Raw genomic sequence first — 16,751 nt, 5'->3', positions numbered from 1 at the left:
ATGGCGAAGGTCAAGTTAACTAAAAACGCCCTCAAGGCGGAACGCGACGCATTGAAGCGCTTCCAGCGCTATCTGCCGACGTTGCTGTTGAAAAAGCAGCAGCTGCAGATGGAAATGCGCACGCTCCAGGAGAGGGTGATGGCTAAGCGAGAAGAGGAGGACAAGCTCCGCAAGAGCATGGCTTCCTGGATTTCGCTGTTTGCCGAACCCATCGAATGGTCAAAGTACCTGTCGGTGAAGGAAGTGCGCCAGGGCGAAGGTAACATCGCCGGTGTGAAGATTCCGATATACGACGGGGTAGACTTTAATATAGCCATTCCGGATTTCTTCACCACGCCCGTGTGGCTGGATGACGGTATCAGAAGCCTCCAGGGCCTGATTTCGCTGCGTCTGGAACGCCGCGTGCTCGAAAAGCAGTACGAGCTCCTCTCGAAGGAACTGCGTACCACGAGCCAGCGCGTGAACTTGTTCGAAAAGGTGAAGATTCCCGAGGCGAAGGAAAATATCCGCGTCATCAACATCTTCCTGGGCGACCAGCAGACGTCCGGCGTTGCCCGCAGCAAGCTTGCTAAGGGTAAGGCTACCGCCCGTACCGCTGCCCAGGATGCACTCGCGAAGGAGGCCGCCGCATGATTACTCCTATGAAGAAAGTGACGGTGCTGACGGTTGCAGGTGCGGTTGAAGAGACGCTCCAGGCGCTCCGTACGCTTGAAATTTTGCACCTCACGCCTTTGCAGGCGGCAGCAGGCGCCAAGCTGAACAAGGCCCGCGGCGAAATGAACCGCGTGCAGAAGGCCTTGGAAGTGGTGCCCGAGAAGGCCCCGAAGGGTGTGACTCCCGTGAAGGAAGCCGCTCCTGCTGCAAGCCTTATCGATGAAATCCAGAACCTGGTTGCCGAAAGCAAGCAGGCGGAAATCGACAAGGAACAGGCCGAAGAGGAACTCTCTAAACTTTCCATGTTCAAGAACCTGGACCCCGCAACGGCTGCTGCCCTGCAGGCGAAGGGTATCTATGTCAAACTGTACCAGCTCCATGACGGTAAAGTCCCGTTCGAACTCGATGGCGAAGGTTCTATCGAAGAATTCGGCCAGGATGAAAATGGCAAGTATGTGGCTGTCGTGAGCAGGGGAGAAGCCCCTGTCGCCGTGAAGGGTAACTTCACCGAACTCACGATGCCGCAGAAGTCGCTTGCCGAATACCGCGAAATGGAAGCGAAAGCCAAGGAAACGCTTGCCCGCGTCGAAAAACGCCTGGGTGAACTTTCGGGCGTCAGGGAATCTATCGAGGACAAGCTCCTCGAAGTGGGTGACGACTACCGCATGGTCGAAGCCGAAGCCTCGATGGTGGGCGACAAGAACGTCGCCGCCGTGCAGGGTTTCTGCCCCGCACCTCGCGTGGGCGAACTCGAGAAGGCCGCCCGCGAGCACGGCTGGGGCCTCCTGGTGGACGACCCCGCCGAAGACGACGATATCCCGACTCTGTTGACCTACAGCAAGCTCAGCCGTCCCATGCAGTTCCTGTACGACATCATCGGCATTTCGCCGGGGTACAAGGAAGTGGATGTGTCGAGCGTGTTCCTTTGCTTCTTCAGCATTTTCTTTGCGATGATTGTGGGCGACTCGGCTTACGGCCTGTTGTTCCTCGGTCTGGCTCTCTTTGCCCGCTCCAAGATGCCGAAGGCGAACCCTGCTGGATTCCACTTTATCTACCTCATGAGCATCGCCACCATCGTGTGGGGTGTCATCAACGCAAGCTTCCTCGGACTTTCTCCGGCGCTTGCGGGGTGGACGTATTACCTGGACATCACCAACTACGGCTGGTTGCCTGAACCGCTGAAGAACGCGATGCTCTGGATCCGCACTAGTGCCCCGACTGACCCTGCGAAGTTCGAAGCCTACAAGGCCTTCGCCCAGTCGATTACGCTGCTGCCCGATAGCTTCGTGCCGAAGGCAGCGGGTGCCTCCCAGATGCAGCATATCCAGCTGTTCTGCTTCTGCATCGCCGTGGTTCACCTGAGTATCGCTCACGTGTGGAACGTCTGCGTGCGCATCAAGCGCAAGGACTCCACGTTCATGGCGCAGGTGGGCTGGCTTATCGGCTGCTGGGTGATGTTCTTCCTGGCCTGCCAGATGGTGCTCGGTATCGATATGCCGAAGTTCGTCATCCCGATGTTCATCGTGGAAGCGGTACTCCTGGTGCTCTTTACCGTGCCGCCCAAGAGGCTCAAGCAGGACTTCATCAGCATCCCGATGCTGGTGCTCGACGTGGTGAACAGCTTTACCGACGTGATCAGCTACATCCGTCTGTTTGCCGTGGGCATGTCCGGTGCGGCTATCGCCGAGGCGTTTAACGACATGCTCTCGCCGCTGTTCGGCTCCGCTGTCGGTATCGCCGGTGCAGCCTTCCTGCTGCTCTTCGTGCATGGCCTGAACATCGCGCTTGCGGTCATGGGCGTCGCGGTTCACGCGGTACGTCTGAATACACTCGAATTTTCAAATGGACTTGGCCAGGAATGGAGCGGATTCGCCTTCGCCCCCTTCGCCAAGCAAAAAAATTAAACCAAGGGATAATTCCCGCTACTTAATGAGGAAAAAACAATGGAACCGAATACAATGGTTACTCTCGCTAAAATGGGTGCTGCAGCCGCTCTTGGCATTGCGGCAATGGGCTCCGCCCTTGGTTGCGGAACGGCTGGTATGTCCGCCATCACCATGTGGAAGAAGGCTTATGCCCAGGGCAAGTCGGCCCTCTTCACCTTGCTGGTGTTCGTGGGTGCCCCGATTTCCCAGACGATTTACGGCATGCTCTTGATGAACTTCATCCTGAGCAAGGCTGCTGAATCCGGCTTTACCAACTGGGGCGGCTGCCTCGGCGCCGGTATCTTCGGTGGTCTCGGCATGATGGCTTCTGCCTGGTACCAGGGCAAGTCCGCGGCTGTGGCTTGCGACGCTCTCGGCGAAACTGGCAAGGGCATGGTGAACTACCTGATGGTGCTCGGTATCGTGGAAACCGTGGCCCTGTTCGTTCTCGTGTTCTCCATGATGGTGCTTTAATCCAGCGAGGTAACACGTATGGATCAAGCTCAACTTTTAACGCTCGCGAAACTCGGCGCGGTGGCGGCCCTGGGCCTTGCCGCGGTGGGTTCTGCGCTGGGCTGCGGGACTGCCGGCATGGCGGCCATCGGGGCCTGGAAGAAGGCGTATCTCAAGGGTAAGAACGCGCTGTTTACGCTGCTCATCTTCGTGGGCGCGCCGATTGCGCAGACAATCTACGGCATGTTGCTGATGATGTACATCCTGAACAAGTCCCAGGCGGCTCCGGCCAACTGGGCTGCATACCTGGGTGTCGGCATCTTCGGTGGCATCGGCATGATGGCCTCTGCCTGGTATGTGGGCAAGTCCGCTGCGGACGCCTGCAACGCCCTCGGCGAAACCGGCAAGGGCCTGGTGAACTACCTGATGGTGCTTGGCGTCGGCGAAACCGTCGCGCTGTTCGTCATGGTGTTCTCCATGATGCTGGTGAGCTAGTAGACAGTAGGCAGTAGGAAGTAGACAGGAATGTCATTGCGAGGAGCCGTAAGGCGACGAAGCAATCCAGTCTTGTCATTCCCGCGCAGGCGGGCATCTCCTTTTCAAGAATAGCGGGGCAATGCCCCGCACCCTTTTTTTATAATTGGACTGCGAAAAACAATTAGGATTAGACCATGGTTCAGGAATCTTTTGAATTTGTCGTGTATATGATTCACGCTTGCGCAAACAAGTGGAATCGTTTGCCGTCTTTTGTGTATCGAAAGCTGGCTGAATCAGGCTGTATTCAGAAATTCCTTGTTCCCAATTACGAAATTTTGCATACGCAGAGCACTGATTTCGTCGTCAGCGATATTGAAGAATATCTGAACGTCCGTAAGGTGGCCATATGATCGTCTATCATGGTTCGAACGTTGTTGTTGACAAGCCGGATGTTGAGCATTCTTTTCGACCGCTTGATTTCGGAAAGGGATTCTATGTCACGACGGTGCGTGAACAGGCTGTCCGTTGGGCGCACAGGAAAATCGATATTCTAAAGGATGGGAACCTGAAGCCGATATTGAATGTCTATGACATGGACGATGTCCCTGCCGCACTCTCCGTTAAGACGTTCCCCGATGATTTAGAGGAATGGATTGATTTCGTGTGCAAATGCCGCGATGGTTCCTTGGAATATGCCCAATACGATGTAATTATGGGCAAGGTCGCAAATGACAAGGTTTTCCGTGTTGTGGATATGTATCACTCCGGTATCTGGGATATGTCGCGGGCATTGAAGGAAATAAAGGCTTATCCGACTTACGACCAGATCGCCTTTATCACGCAAAAGGCTATTGATGCGGTCCTGAAATACAAGGGTTGCGAAGAGGTGTAAAATGGTAGACGAAGATGTTCTGGAAAAAGTCTATCAGGAACGCCTGGAAGAGCGCATTATTGCGCATCTTGCGCAGGTGAAGAACTGTTCGCTAGAACAGGCGATGGATATGTATTATAACAGCGAACTGGCTGACAAAATCCATCAAGGGAAAGATGGAATCCAGTATCTGGACTATAAGGTCTTGGTGCAGATACTTGTTGATATGGGAGGTTAAGCCATCTTGGAGATAATCTCTGCGAATCCGTCATTGTCCGCCAGGGCAATTTCGGAAAGAATGTCGGAAAAGGTGTCGGATAGCACGCTCGGGTACCTGAGCCCGGTAGAGTATAGGTTGAAAAGGCTGGCCGCGTAAGGAGCCTGCTTAGGCTAGACTTCGAGTTGAGTCAGTTTCCCGTTTTCCTGTTCCGCCTTGAATATGTCGTAGACATAGGGAGAACTTTCAAGGTAAAGTCCGGTTTCCAGGTCAACCAACTTGGCGAATGTTTCAGAAGCGTAGAACCTACGCATAGCCTCGATGAGAGAGAGTTTCTGGTCTTCCATCACATACGAGATGATGTCTCCCGTTATGAGTTCAGCAAGCATTTTTGGCTTAGACATGGGCCGACTCCTTCTTTTTCAACAGCGCAATCGCTTTTTCTGAGTGGAAGAGAATCACTGTATCTTCCCTCCGTTCTGCTGGCTGACTAGCGTCAGGTCGTTGATGGCGTCTTCAAATGAAAGCGTATGCTCCACATCGTAGAATTCGACAAGGAAATCCATCGCTCCGTGATTGCATAGATAATCAAAAGCCTGCTTTTCGGTGAGGCTCTTGTTTGCGGCGAACTCGTTGACGCATGCAACGGTATATCTGATCAGTTTCTTGTCCATTTCTTAGATAATATACATCTTGACATCGCCGTTGTCCGTAACGGTGAAACTGTAGTTGGCGATAATCATGTCGGCCTTGTCGGCGATTTCATTAAGCTGTTGCTCGGACATTGTCCACCTCGACAGATGTTATCGGAGGCAAGAAAATTTTCGGGTCGATGTAAAGGTCTTCAAGGATAGGGACCAGGTCGATATAGTCCTCGACGAGTTTGTCCTTGTTCTGGCTATATACGGCATCGACCACCAGGTAGCCGTTGTCCCATTCCTTCACCTTTGCAATCTTGACAAGGCTATACGGCCCCTTGAACCGTATAGTCCGCCCGTTAAAGGAGAAGGATATGTAACATCCGTCATTTGACAGGATTGCCTTAGAATTGACCATATTTGAAATGTAATTTAATTGGCGGGCTTAGTCAATAGCCTTAGGGGTCTGACTACATGCTCGCTTGCACGATTCCTGTAAAAAAGGTATATTCTGACTGGGTTTGAAAAATATTTGAAGGATTATTTTGATCGAAAGGAAGCGCTTGCTTACCGTTCAAGATGACTCTCGAGAAGACTCCGGCCCTCCGTGCTGAATTCTGGGAAAACGTCAATGTGCTCGGCTCCGAAGGTTCCTTCAACCAGAACCTCGAACGCGCCGGCCGCGTGGCCGCCTTTGTGAGCCGTAGGCGACAAATCAAAATTTGTCGTCGAAGGCGAGAGCACGAGTCGTATTGGAGGCTCTGGTCGGCGTTTAGATTTGTGCGGTCATTATAGGAACGCTTCCGCGATGCTCTTCGTCTCTGCCAAGGTTTCTCACCTCAGCTTCTTGCCCCAGGGCAAGGTCGAGGCGAAGAAGCGTGTGCTCGCCATGGTCGCCCAGATGGACAAGGAAGGCTTCGGCAACTGCACGAACCTTTACGAATGCCAGGCCGCCTGCCCGAAGGGTATCACCGTCGATTACATCGCCAAGATGAACCGCGAATACCTCGGCGCCACTGTGACCTACGCCGAAAAGGTTTATGGCAAGGACTAGTAAGTTCACTGAGCTTGCCGAAGTGAACTGAATAGTCGGTTCGGCAGGCTCACCGACCTTTCCTGTGTCATCCTGGAGAGGCGTAGCCCCGATAGGAGCCAAGGCATTAAGAGAGGACTGTCCCAAGGGCAGTTCTCTTTTTTATAGACGGGGATGAAAAATCGCTTACTTTTGATTGATTTGTGAAAAATAATGTCCGTTCGGTAAAAAAAAGATTATATTTAAATTATGAAATTATTTATTCTATCTTTATTTTTTGTGACAATCTCCTTTGCGTCAACGGATTCTCTGCGTGTTCAGGCTCCGTTGCCAGATTCGGTTGTTCAAGAGATAAAAAAAGAGCAGAGAATTGAACAATTGAATGCCCAAATCGCAAAGATGAAGAATATCTCCGAATGCAATAAGATCAAAAAGGCTAACGCAAAGGAAAAAGAGTATTGCCGTACTCGTTTTCTGATACTTCATCCGGAGATTGAAGAAGAATGAGTCGTTTTCAAAAATTTATATTATTGCTTTGCCTTGTTCCGTCTTTGGTGTTCGCCGACGACGCTTCTAATTCTTTTTTGAGATTCATTAAGCGTATAATTTCTAGGGGTCTTTCTAGCTATAGAAGCACGACAATCGCTCATAGTGAATTTGAACCATCGCAGGCATCCGGCGAAGTCGTTTCCAATGTGAATATCTTTAACGGTCAACCATATTATAGTATTCCCTTAACATCAATAAATGCTAGAGGAATTCTGTCTTGGTCTTTAAGTCTGAATTACTATGGTGGTATTCAGCCCATCCTTCAATCTTCAAATGAATCAGCCCCATCGGGAGCTTACGGCTTGGGTTGGAACCTGTCTACACCCTATGTCGCCATAAATCATCAGGGAACGGTAACGACAACCGATGATTTTATCTATTGCGACTTGGGCCCTTACGGCGGCGGACAGATTTTACAGAACGATGCCGGTGATTATTATGTATCTACAAATCCATATATAAAGGTCTTGTCGACGGTTTCTGGTAAACAGTTTTTAAAATGGAAATTCATCATGCCCGATGGCACGGTGCTTTTTTTTGGTGAATCGAGCAATGCCAGAAGAACACAGTTGAGCCGAGGGAATGTTGTTGCCGCATTCCCTGCGGATACTACGGGACTTGTACCTTTTGTTTATCGCTATGACTTGTCTAAAGTGACGGATTTTAACAATAGTACAGAACTCCATTTTGGATATTCTAAAGTCGGAGAAATTGCCGCTCCGGGAAAGTCCTACACCCGCGAAAGTGCTTTGTCCAGAATCTACTGGAAAGACGGGGACAAGACGATCGATTCCATAGCGTTTATTTACGCCCCAATGGGAGCCAGCGAATATCCTGAATATGGAACAACTGAGCCTAAGGATTCACAGCGTCTCTACGAGACTCGCTTTCTTTCAAAAATAAAGACCTTTGTCCAGGGAAACTTCTACGAGGAAATCACCTTATCTCAGGGAATTCGCCATGTCTCAAATCTTGCAGACAAGCGTTATCTTCTTTCAGTCAAGGATTCCATAATAGGTGGAGAGGCTCGCTCCTGGACTTTTGATTACAACGAATCTAATGGATTGTTAAGTCAGGTTGTTCTTCCTGATAATTCTGCCGACCATTTCAACTATTCAAATGTTGCTTTGGATTCTTTTTCTGATGCGAAGTCCCCTTCTGAACCTGACACTATGCGCAACATATCAGGGGGCCAGGTGCAGATTCCTGTTGCAGATAGGGAAAATTATCTTAATGGTGTATCCTGCTCTGAAGAATTTTGCTATGCAACATTGATTAATACACAAGCGGGGGATAATAAACAGGATCTTTTCGTGCAGATTTATCACAATGATGGAAACTATTTTTCGGACCCGTTCAATCTTCAGATGACAGGAAAAGAAGCTCCCCGTTTATTCAGTTTTTCCAACTATCTTATTATAGCCGATGCGGGTGGTCGAGATATAGATTTTTATGAATGGAATGGTTTTAGGTTCGTACAACAGGATTCTGTAGTGGGTGATTTTTTTGTCACACCTACAGAACTCTTGGGAACTATTGAAAATGTCGTAACACAGGAAAACTATTTCCTGGTTGTCGAGAAAGATGGCGACACTCGTAGAATTTATCCCGTTGTCCGTCATCCGTCAACAGGAAATTGGACTCTATTACCAAAGACAAAGGATTTATGCGGTTTTCCAAACACTTCAAACTATGGGGAGCCAATCCGTAGCGGCAGTTCCAACGCCTGTCTCGAATGGTCATATCCTATAACAGTTGATGCGTCATCAACAATGTTTATTGTTGGAGAAAGTCACAATGATGTCCTGAATGTATTCGCTTTTAAGGATGGCGATTTCGATGAACTGACAAGTTCTACATCTGTGTTTCCTGACTTTGGAATACAAAAGACAGACAATAGTATCACATATACTATGAATTTCCAAAATGGACTTGATGGTCTTACATTGTTAGGAAATACGCTGTTTGTTACTTTGAATAAGAGCGGGACGGAATATATTGTTGCCATGTATTTCGATGGAATACATTTCCAACAGATGGCGAACGAACACTGGGACGATGGGGCATATCAATGTAATGGGAATGTGTTTTGCGGGGACAAATTTGCCATTATGGATAATTATGTTGTCGAAATTTCGAAGGCAAAAAGTAACGTATTCCTCTGGAGAAAAAAAGTTGACAATGGAACTATTGTCTATGAACTAGATAAAAATGGAATTTTCCCGTTTAACGGTACAAGTAATAATGTTTTTGTATCAGTGACCAGGGATGCGCTATATCTTGAGGAACGATATGAATCAACTCGTCCTGTAATCCAGAATGGACGGTATCACAACTTGTTGCTTCATGTTCCCCGTGATCCTGCCAGCCCAGTTTTGGACCATACAAGTGAACTGGATAGCAATGTGTTCGATGTACAATTTTCGCAAAGTGACCCGATAGTTTTTTATCAAACTGGATCTACTGATGAAGGAAATCTTTGTCTCAATACAGGCGTTTGTAAAGTAGGTTCGTATAGCAGAATGCGTAATTTTGAGACAAACCTTTTTTTTAGGACATCCGCCTTTTTTGAATCGCCTCTTAATTTTTATTATATATCGATTCCTAGTTTAAGGTCCTATTCCTCGCCGAACCGTCTGATGGCGAAGACAGTCGTCGATTCTGTTTCTAGCAAAAATTTGATTGGTTTAGCCCAGTATTCCGGCCAGAATTTCTGGAAGCCACAAAATTATCCAGTGGTGGAACGCTATTGGAAGGAAAAATCAACTGATTCCACCAATCGCTACACCAAATTTACCTATGTGCAGCCGGACGGCATTGTTGAGTTTAACGCCCATACGCAGCAGGCGCAGTTTATAGCCCCTATCGTAAGTACGGTCGCATTTGTTAGTGACGATACCGTGACAAAGGCCCGTTATGATTTTATTGCAGACCTTAAGGGAATGCCTCTTGTCGGATACCAGAAGAACCTCCAGGGAACTCTTAAAAAAACTCGTCGCTACGACAGGTCGGGAGCATTGCGTAGTCTGTCCCGCAACGTGTTTGCCCTGGACTCCGGCGCCGGACGCAGCTGGCCGAACGGTCTCGTGGTGAACCTGCTGGATTCCACGATAAATGTTTTCGTCGATCCGAACGGCAACAAGATGCGCACTGTCGATAAAAACGTATTGTTAGACAACGAGTCTGGACAATTTATGGGAGCGTTAAGACAGTCGGGGCCGTATTATTTATTCAGTCAGAAAATTCTTGAAAAACAGGTGCTCGAAAGCAATGCGGACAGCATGGTCTTCAAGAATCCCGTCGCGCAGTACTCCTATGTCCCGTTCACGTCCAGTCCGTTGACGGCAATTGAGTCTTCCAATCCCGCGCAGGTGTTCCTGGCCGATAGCGTCGCATCCGCATCCAGGACGGCGTATTCAGCCAAATTCCCCGGAATGGCGGCTTCCCGCTATGTGTGGCAGGCCCCGATCCGTGCCGGAAAGTCTTTCCCGCTTTCGACAGGGTGGGAAAAGGCCGATACGGTAATTGCTACCGACAGTTACGGTCACGTGACTGAGACTGCTCAGTTGACCAATGTTGGCATGCGTTCCAGTTGCAATGTGTACGAAGGCCATCGGTCACTCTTGGCGGGAACATTCCCGGGGGCCGCCTGCACCGATGTTGCTCTCAATACGGCCGAACATGGCGACCCGAATGGATGGGAAATGGCGCAGACAGTCCTTGACAGTGTCCAGGTTTATGACGGGCTTTATTCACTCAAGGTTACGGACGGCTACGGCCCCACCAGGAATATAAGCCTGAAAGAATTCCGCCGGTACAAGTACAGCTATATAATATCCGCCTTTGCGTATTCTACGGGTGTGAAACCCATGCTCATGGCGGAATTCCGCAGGGCGGACAAGACTATCGCAAGGTCAATCGCAAGTTATAATCCCGTGAATGAATCTTTCAAGGCTAACAGGTGGCAACGCTATGAAATAGAGATTCCATATTCTGAACTGGTTGCAGACGGAATGTTTGCGGATACGACAGCCGACGACCACCTGCGAGTTTGGCTGGGAACCGGAACTCCCACAGGCAATGATTCCCGGGTTGTCTATGTGGACGATTTTATTGCCTATCCATCCTCGGCGGCATTTACCATTACATCTTATGACAAGGCCGGACTTCCTCTCTCCACGATGGGTATGGATTTCCGGAAGGCGGAATTTGTCTATGACAAGAACCATCGCCGCCGCGCCACAAGGGACTCGAAGGGTAGAATCTTCACGGACAATGCAAAACATCGTCTAAATGAAAATGCGGGAGGGACAAATGAATAAACTATTCACTCTCCTTTGTGTGCCTGTTCTTGCGGCTTTTGCCTTTGCAAACCCTCCAAAAGCGGTAGTCCTCGAGAATACGGAGCATGCCCGCGACTACGGATTCTCCTTTACGCACGGCAACCTTCTGCCGAACTGGAGTTTCGAGGACGGTTTCTATGCATGGAACGGAAAGAGGCTTTCCCGTGCGGAAATAATGTCGGCCTATGGCCAGGACATCCGGCCAGTTTCTGGCAGTTATGTTGGCGTAACATCCCCGATGGGTGGGCCGGTGTCCGACTTCGTGCCGGTTGACGGAGATTCCGTCTTTACATTGAGTCTTTTTGCATACAATGTGAATGGAACTGTCGTATCGCCGAGAATATATTTCTACTCCGACAAGAACACGCAGGCGTCGTATCTGGACGGGAAAAAATACACCCGTGCAGTCCAGTGGAGTCCATATTCCCATACATTCAACATTCCAGACGGTATCAGGTTCATCAGAGTCTCGCTTTCCGGCACATTTAATGCGACAATGCTCTTTGACGATGTTGTCCTGGAACCGGGCAAGGAGGCGAGTTCCCGCGGAACAGTCGGCATGGGAATATCCTTTTCCGATGGGCTCGGTCGTGGTCACATGTCCGAGGCGTTGGTCCACAGGGAATTCGCGAGCGAACTTTTGCCCTCGGAATGTATGAACGGCTTCACTGCCTATGCGACGGAGAAACTCGAAGTCAGGGCGAGAAGCGAATCCTTTGGGGGAAATCTTGGCTCGGGAGATTCCATATTTATAGACAACGACGTGACGATTCGCGACACGTCCCTTTCGGAACTGCGAGTTATCGCGAAAAATTCAGTGCGTATGGGAGACCGTGATTCAGTCTTTGCGATGGTCAATTACGGGAGCGGCCTTTGGACTGGCAACCAGACTTTCGTCCAGCAGTCCGAACAAAATACCGAAACCGAAGCCTGTTCGTTCCCGCCAGAAGATTTTCCTGTAGGAACATCAGATGTCTCTCTCGCCAATGATGCGGACTCGACCCTTGTTCCTGGCAAGTACGCAAACGGGTTGATTCGGGCAAGGAGCGATTTACGCCTTTCTGCGGGTGACTATTATTTCGACAGTTTCTCTGTCGAGCCCACGGCGACGCTGCGATTCGACTTGTCGCAGGGAAATGTCGTCATCCATGTCCGTTCGTCTCTTTCTATTAGCGACAATTCCATCATGTCACATGATTCCACCGCCCGTTACTTTATCGGATGGCGGCTAGGCCAGTCATCTACATTAAGGTTGGGGACAATTTCCGGCTTGGCGGGCGTATTCGTTGCACCGAATGCAAAAATTGAACTGGGACACCAGAGCGCCTTGTATGGTCTAATCTATGCGAAGAACGTGGAACTGATGCAGGAATCCAACATCATTGCACCATCGTTTTTGTTCTTTGATCCCGCTATGCGTTTTGCCGTCAAGGAATCTCGTTATGACAACCTGGGTCGAGCTTTCCAGGAAGATTATTCCTATGTTGCAGAACTGGAGCGTGAAGGGTATGTAGATTCGTCTTTGTTCCATGCAAACGACTATTTTTCGCAGGACGGCGACGGCCCCGATGCAGCTGGTTATGCCTATACCGAAAACCAGTATTCCTTGCAGGATGGCCGATTGCTCAGGAGTTCCATGCCCGGCGAGCCGTGGAAACTGGACGGTGCGCATGTAGGTTCATCCGATTACGCTTATGTTGCAGACCTGAACATTCCTCAGTCATTGAACTTTGCGAAAAACAATACCCAGAAAAATTACACTCTTTCGTACAGCCGCGATGTTGAAGGCCGTATCTCTCTTTCCTGGAAAAACCGTCTTGGACAACTAGTGCAGACTGCTTTTGCCCTGGACACGACTGGGACAAACATGCGAAACTGGCAATGGTCTGTCAAGAAATATGAATATACACGCGAAGGAAACTTGCGCCGGACAATCACTCCGCTCGACGTGGACCAGAACGATTCCGCCTTTGCCGTGGTGTCGGATTACGATGCTGCCGGGAGAAACGTTGCGTCCGACGGTCCCGATGTGGGAACGGAAAAATTCTACTACACAAAGTCGGGCAGCATCCGCATATCCGTTACGGAAGAACAGCGGGGGAGGAATGCTGTTTCCTACAAGGAATACGATGCCCAGGGTCGCATTGTCTCCATCGGCGAGAGCGTTCTTGACCTGGTTACAGATGCAAGGCTCAGGGAAATTGCTGAAAGCCGGTCGCCCGTTCCGGGAGTAAAGACGGAATATTCGGGCTCCGCATACGACAGCCTTTCCGCCTGTCTTGATAAAATCGGCAATTCTGGACTCAACGCTTATTTTGCTGGCAGAACTTTGAAAGGCACCCGTGGAAGAATGGCCTGCACCTGGGTCCGCAATCCCCTTGCCGTGAGCCGTATCGGGACGGAAGCGGCCCTGGTGGCGGACTTCTTTGGCTACGATTCCCTGGGGCGGAAGACTATCGCCTTCCGTTACACGGGTGCCGAAATCGACATGGCTCGCAAGGTGGTTTCCAAGCACTACGAATATGATGACCTTTCCCGCCTGTACAAGGTGACAGTTTTCGGTGCGGACAGCGCAATTCTGGACATCCGCAGATATGATTACGACGACAAGGGGCGTATTGATGCAATTCTTGATGGCGAAGGGCTGAACATAGTCAAATTTACCTATGACGACTTGGGTCAAGTCGCAGCGGTGAAGGTCGGGGACAGGCTGGAGACAGATTACGCCTACCACCTGCACGGACAGGCCTATGCTTTGAATGTATCGAACACTGCAACGGGCGATACGCTTTTCCGGCAGACCCTTAATTACGAGGATGTCGCCGCTTCGACAAATGAACACCCCCGTTACGACGGAATGATTGCCAAATTATCCACCACGTATGGCATTGCGGATTCTTCGGGTAACAGGGTGTCAAGCTTCCTCTATGACATGCCGGGCAATTTGGTTAAGCGGAGCGGAACTGCTCCGGAAGCAACATTTAGTTTCGACAAGAACGGTCGAACTCTTACGCAGGGGTACGATGGGAGCACACTCGGCTACAACTATTACGACGATTCTTATAGGCTAAACAGGGTCACGGGCTCTACCGCTCTCGATTCCGCAAGGAATGCTTCAAGGACAAACAACTTTATCTATGATGCGTCAGGGCGAATGATTGCGGACAGTTCCAAGAACCTGTCGGTGGAATATGACCCGTATGGAATGCCGGTTTCCTTCGTGCAGATGTCGGACTCGTCGATATGGCGCGAACTGATGGTCTATGACCCTTCCGGTTGGCGCATTGCCACCTTTGCATACGAAAATGATACGCTGCAAGCAATCCGCACCGACATCATGGTGGGCGGAAAGAAAGCCCTTGAACGGCATCGGGTATACGTTGCAAATGACAGTTCCATTGCCGAATACAAGATGATTCAGGGCAAGTCGGGAATCGTGGGCCGAGTTCTGCCCGACTCCTCGAAGGAATGGTATATCAAGGACTATCAGGGTTCACTCGTGATGACCCTAATAGATGATGGAACAGGCAATGTGTTCGCCTACGAACCTTATGGTGTTCAGAAAAAAATTCAGGAGTCTGGCGACAGTCCTGCTGAACAATATACGGGTAAGGAATATAACGAAAGAATCGGATTCTATTATTACGGAATGCGTTTCTTTGACCCTGTATTCGGGATATGGATGACTCCTGACCCAGCTAGGCAGTATACGAGCCTTTATGCTTTTGGCGGAGATCCGATTAATGCTTTGGATTTGTATGGATTATGGAAAATATCCCTTGGCATAATTACAATCGGATATGAAAATGGAGGATTTACTGCTGGTGTTGGATTTGCTTTAGATGTTGGAAACAGTAGTTTTGGAGTGGATATTGATTTTGGATATTCTCATAATTTTGGAAATGGAAGTAACACTTATTCTGCAAATGTTGGTGCTTCTGCAAATATAGGTATTTTTAATGTAGGAGCAAATTTGGGATATGCTTATAATGATCAAACTGGAGGAACATTAAGTTATGGCATCCGAGGTGGTGCCTATGGAGTTGGTGCTGGAATAGGAGGCGCACAATATTGGGACACGCATGGGGATTATCTTGGTTCAACACTTTATGTTGAAACTTATGCAGGAGCATTCGGTGCTGAGGCCTATACCGGCTATGAATGGGGCTTCAGTGGTATGGAAGGACGTGGCCTTTATACTGGTGCTAGAGCGTGGGGAGCTCATGCAGAATGGTCTTCTAATATGGGCTTTACTTGGGGTGTGCAAATGAATGCGTCTTATTCAATTGGAGAAAACGGATATACTTCAAAAAGTTTAATGAATGGATTATTTTCTCGTGAGACATGGGAAAACGGTGATTACAGAAATACTGTTTTGTGGAAAGAATGGGGGAAAATGACTTTAGGACATGGCGGGTATATGATGGATGCGGATATGATGCAGCAGGCTCAACTTCTTGATGAAAATTCCGATACCTATTATTTCTGGGGACACAGTGATGGTTACGTGATGTCGTCAGATCCAGAGGGGAAGCAAAATCGGCTGGATGCAGCTGCTTTGGCGAATCGTTTGGAACAGGGAATGTATGGCTATGATGCTCAACAAACAATTCAATTGTATGCTTGTAATGCTGGCTTATACAAAAATGGTTTTGCACAACAATTAGCTAATAATATGGGCGTTCCTATCATTGCTTCTACTATTCCTGTTGAAGTAAAATGGAATCGTAATAACGCAATGCACAAATTGACTGTTACAGATGTTAAGGCAAAATGGAAAACCTTCAATCCTTCTTATGATAATTAGATTTGTTCTATTCCTTTTTTCAATTTCTTTTGTTTTTGCTGGTGAATGGAACAAAAGAATTTCAGATTATATTTTAAAAAATGGATGTGAATTAAACCATGAAGATAGTAATATCTCTGCAGCAGGGGATGTTAATTTGAACTGCAGTAGATTTGTTTGTAAAATGGAGAAAATTGCCTATGTTGTAATGAATGATCAATGTAGGTTAAGAAAAAATGGAATCAAAAATTTTTCAAGTTATGTTATAGTACCAAATTTTCTAGTTGATTTAAAGGTGTACTGTGATTTTGTTAAGGTTGATAAGGACAAACTTATTTTTTCGCAATCTGGCATATGCCCAATAGGTATAAAAAATTATAATAGCGTTTTTAGAGATGGCGATTATGGTGTGTTGTTTTTTCAAATTTATAAAGACGGAATGTATGCAAAAAAAATACAATCTAAATTGTGGGTTAATTGTATAAATGAAGAAAAATGTTTTTTGCAGGTTTTGTCAGATAAGTTTTTTTACGGGATGGGAGAAAGTTTTGAAACATCTTTAAAAAATGTTGATATATCCTGTGACTTCATCAATGTAAGTAAAAAGTTTGACAAAAAAAAATCAATAGACTTGTACTTTAGTAATGAAGGCTATTGTGAGATTGGGGTCAAGGATTATATGCTAAATGATGCTCAAATAATACACAAGTTATGTCTACGCTCAATTCGTGATTCTGACAAATCTTTTTCTGCGTTATATACCAAGTGTCAATAGTTTTTGGCTTTTCTCGCCCTTGTATAAAGA

15 protein-coding genes and 1 pseudogene are annotated in these 16,751 nt (G+C 48.3%); 13 read left to right on the top strand and 3 right to left on the bottom strand.

Annotated features, from left to right (window positions below; genetic code table 11):
- From B7988_RS03390 to B7988_RS03360, 7 genes are all read left to right on the top strand, one after another.
- Complete coding sequence (locus tag B7988_RS03390) at positions 1-633, top strand: V-type ATP synthase subunit D (protein ID WP_088656830.1); 633 nt, start codon at positions 1-3, stop codon at positions 631-633.
- Complete coding sequence (locus B7988_RS03385) at positions 630-2,558, top strand: ATPase (RefSeq protein ID WP_088656829.1); 1,929 nt, start codon at positions 630-632, stop codon at positions 2,556-2,558. The genes B7988_RS03390 and B7988_RS03385 overlap by 4 nt, the downstream gene beginning before the upstream one ends.
- A 39-nt stretch (positions 2,559-2,597) precedes the next feature.
- A complete protein-coding gene (locus B7988_RS03380; RefSeq protein ID WP_083532182.1) occupies positions 2,598-3,053 on the top strand; it encodes a V-type ATP synthase subunit K in 456 nt (151 codons plus the stop codon).
- Between the two features lie 18 nt (positions 3,054-3,071).
- Entirely contained in the window at positions 3,072-3,527 is a 456-nt protein-coding gene (locus B7988_RS03375) for a V-type ATP synthase subunit K (RefSeq protein ID WP_072799628.1), read from the top strand.
- 176 nt (positions 3,528-3,703) lie between these two features.
- The gene (locus B7988_RS03370; RefSeq protein WP_073116476.1) at positions 3,704-3,919 is read left to right on the top strand and encodes a DUF3791 domain-containing protein; all 216 of its coding nucleotides are present in this window, start codon (positions 3,704-3,706) and stop codon (positions 3,917-3,919) included.
- Positions 3,916-4,401, top strand: a complete 486-nt coding sequence (locus tag B7988_RS03365; protein WP_073192085.1) for a DUF3990 domain-containing protein — start codon at positions 3,916-3,918, stop codon at positions 4,399-4,401. The genes B7988_RS03370 and B7988_RS03365 overlap by 4 nt, the downstream gene beginning before the upstream one ends.
- A 1-nt stretch (position 4,402) precedes the next feature.
- Positions 4,403-4,618, top strand: a complete 216-nt coding sequence (locus tag B7988_RS03360; protein ID WP_073054022.1) for a hypothetical protein — start codon at positions 4,403-4,405, stop codon at positions 4,616-4,618.
- 152 nt (positions 4,619-4,770) lie between these two features.
- On the opposite strand, the gene B7988_RS03355 is transcribed toward B7988_RS03360, so the two are convergent.
- The 3 genes from B7988_RS03355 to B7988_RS03345 all read right to left on the bottom strand — a co-directional run bounded on the left by B7988_RS03355 (position 4,771) and on the right by B7988_RS03345 (position 5,653).
- Positions 4,771-5,001 carry a hypothetical protein gene (locus B7988_RS03355; protein WP_073192083.1) on the bottom strand — a complete coding sequence of 77 codons (231 nt, stop codon included), beginning with the start codon at positions 4,999-5,001 and terminating at the stop codon, positions 4,771-4,773.
- A 54-nt stretch (positions 5,002-5,055) separates the two neighbouring features.
- On the bottom strand, positions 5,056-5,271 hold the full coding sequence (locus B7988_RS03350; RefSeq protein WP_072801212.1) for a DUF3791 domain-containing protein: 216 nt from the start codon (positions 5,269-5,271) through the stop codon (positions 5,056-5,058).
- A 91-nt stretch (positions 5,272-5,362) separates the two neighbouring features.
- Positions 5,363-5,653 (bottom strand): hypothetical protein, encoded by a 291-nt coding sequence (locus B7988_RS03345; protein ID WP_072801213.1) that lies wholly within the window; start codon positions 5,651-5,653, stop codon positions 5,363-5,365.
- 161 nt (positions 5,654-5,814) lie between these two features.
- Here B7988_RS03345 and B7988_RS03340 point away from each other — a divergent pair, with 161 nt between their 5' ends.
- The 6 genes and pseudogenes from B7988_RS03340 to B7988_RS03315 all read left to right on the top strand — a co-directional run bounded on the left by B7988_RS03340 (position 5,815) and on the right by B7988_RS03315 (position 16,721).
- A complete protein-coding gene (locus B7988_RS03340) occupies positions 5,815-6,030 on the top strand; it encodes a hypothetical protein (RefSeq protein WP_088656828.1) in 216 nt (71 codons plus the stop codon).
- Positions 6,029-6,289 (top strand): annotated as a pseudogene (locus B7988_RS03335) (succinate dehydrogenase/fumarate reductase iron-sulfur subunit); the annotation flags it as partial. The gene B7988_RS03340 and the pseudogene B7988_RS03335, both read left to right, overlap by 2 nt.
- 228 nt (positions 6,290-6,517) lie before the next feature.
- Positions 6,518-6,775, top strand: a complete 258-nt coding sequence (locus tag B7988_RS03330) for a hypothetical protein (protein ID WP_088656827.1) — start codon at positions 6,518-6,520, stop codon at positions 6,773-6,775.
- A complete protein-coding gene (locus B7988_RS03325) occupies positions 6,772-11,139 on the top strand; it encodes a hypothetical protein (protein ID WP_088656826.1) in 4,368 nt (1,455 codons plus the stop codon). Before B7988_RS03330 ends, B7988_RS03325 begins: the two co-directional genes overlap by 4 nt.
- Positions 11,132-15,967: an RHS repeat-associated core domain-containing protein gene (locus B7988_RS03320; protein ID WP_170930524.1), complete on the top strand. Its 4,836-nt coding sequence runs from the start codon at positions 11,132-11,134 to the stop codon at positions 15,965-15,967. Before B7988_RS03325 ends, B7988_RS03320 begins: the two co-directional genes overlap by 8 nt.
- Positions 15,957-16,721, top strand: coding sequence for a hypothetical protein (locus tag B7988_RS03315; RefSeq protein WP_088656824.1), 765 nt, complete (start codon positions 15,957-15,959; stop codon positions 16,719-16,721). The genes B7988_RS03320 and B7988_RS03315 overlap by 11 nt, the downstream gene beginning before the upstream one ends.
- Positions 16,722-16,751 lie beyond the last annotated feature (30 nt).

The sequence above is a fragment of the Fibrobacter sp. UWB1 genome, from assembly GCF_002210325.1.
Taxonomy (GTDB): Bacteria; Fibrobacterota; Fibrobacteria; order Fibrobacterales; family Fibrobacteraceae; genus Fibrobacter.
This window is presented reverse-complemented; position numbering and strand designations above follow the sequence as displayed.

Bases quoted from the DNA above. Each gene is read 5' to 3' on its own strand.
- B7988_RS03390 (WP_088656830.1), top strand. From the start codon at position 1: ATGGCGAAGGTCAAGTTAACTAAAAACGCCCTCAAGGCGGAACGCGAC.
- B7988_RS03385 (WP_088656829.1), top strand. From the start codon at position 630: ATGATTACTCCTATGAAGAAAGTGACGGTGCTGACGGTTGCAGGTGCG.
- B7988_RS03380 (WP_083532182.1), top strand. From the start codon at position 2,598: ATGGAACCGAATACAATGGTTACTCTCGCTAAAATGGGTGCTGCAGCC.
- B7988_RS03375 (WP_072799628.1), top strand. From the start codon at position 3,072: ATGGATCAAGCTCAACTTTTAACGCTCGCGAAACTCGGCGCGGTGGCG.
- B7988_RS03370 (WP_073116476.1), top strand. From the start codon at position 3,704: ATGGTTCAGGAATCTTTTGAATTTGTCGTGTATATGATTCACGCTTGC.
- B7988_RS03365 (WP_073192085.1), top strand. From the start codon at position 3,916: ATGATCGTCTATCATGGTTCGAACGTTGTTGTTGACAAGCCGGATGTT.
- B7988_RS03360 (WP_073054022.1), top strand. From the start codon at position 4,403: ATGGTAGACGAAGATGTTCTGGAAAAAGTCTATCAGGAACGCCTGGAA.
- B7988_RS03355 (WP_073192083.1), bottom strand. From the start codon at position 5,001: ATGTCTAAGCCAAAAATGCTTGCTGAACTCATAACGGGAGACATCATC.
- B7988_RS03350 (WP_072801212.1), bottom strand. From the start codon at position 5,271: ATGGACAAGAAACTGATCAGATATACCGTTGCATGCGTCAACGAGTTC.
- B7988_RS03345 (WP_072801213.1), bottom strand. From the start codon at position 5,653: ATGGTCAATTCTAAGGCAATCCTGTCAAATGACGGATGTTACATATCC.
- B7988_RS03340 (WP_088656828.1), top strand. From the start codon at position 5,815: ATGACTCTCGAGAAGACTCCGGCCCTCCGTGCTGAATTCTGGGAAAAC.
- B7988_RS03330 (WP_088656827.1), top strand. From the start codon at position 6,518: ATGAAATTATTTATTCTATCTTTATTTTTTGTGACAATCTCCTTTGCG.
- B7988_RS03325 (WP_088656826.1), top strand. From the start codon at position 6,772: ATGAGTCGTTTTCAAAAATTTATATTATTGCTTTGCCTTGTTCCGTCT.
- B7988_RS03320 (WP_170930524.1), top strand. From the start codon at position 11,132: ATGAATAAACTATTCACTCTCCTTTGTGTGCCTGTTCTTGCGGCTTTT.
- B7988_RS03315 (WP_088656824.1), top strand. From the start codon at position 15,957: ATGATAATTAGATTTGTTCTATTCCTTTTTTCAATTTCTTTTGTTTTT.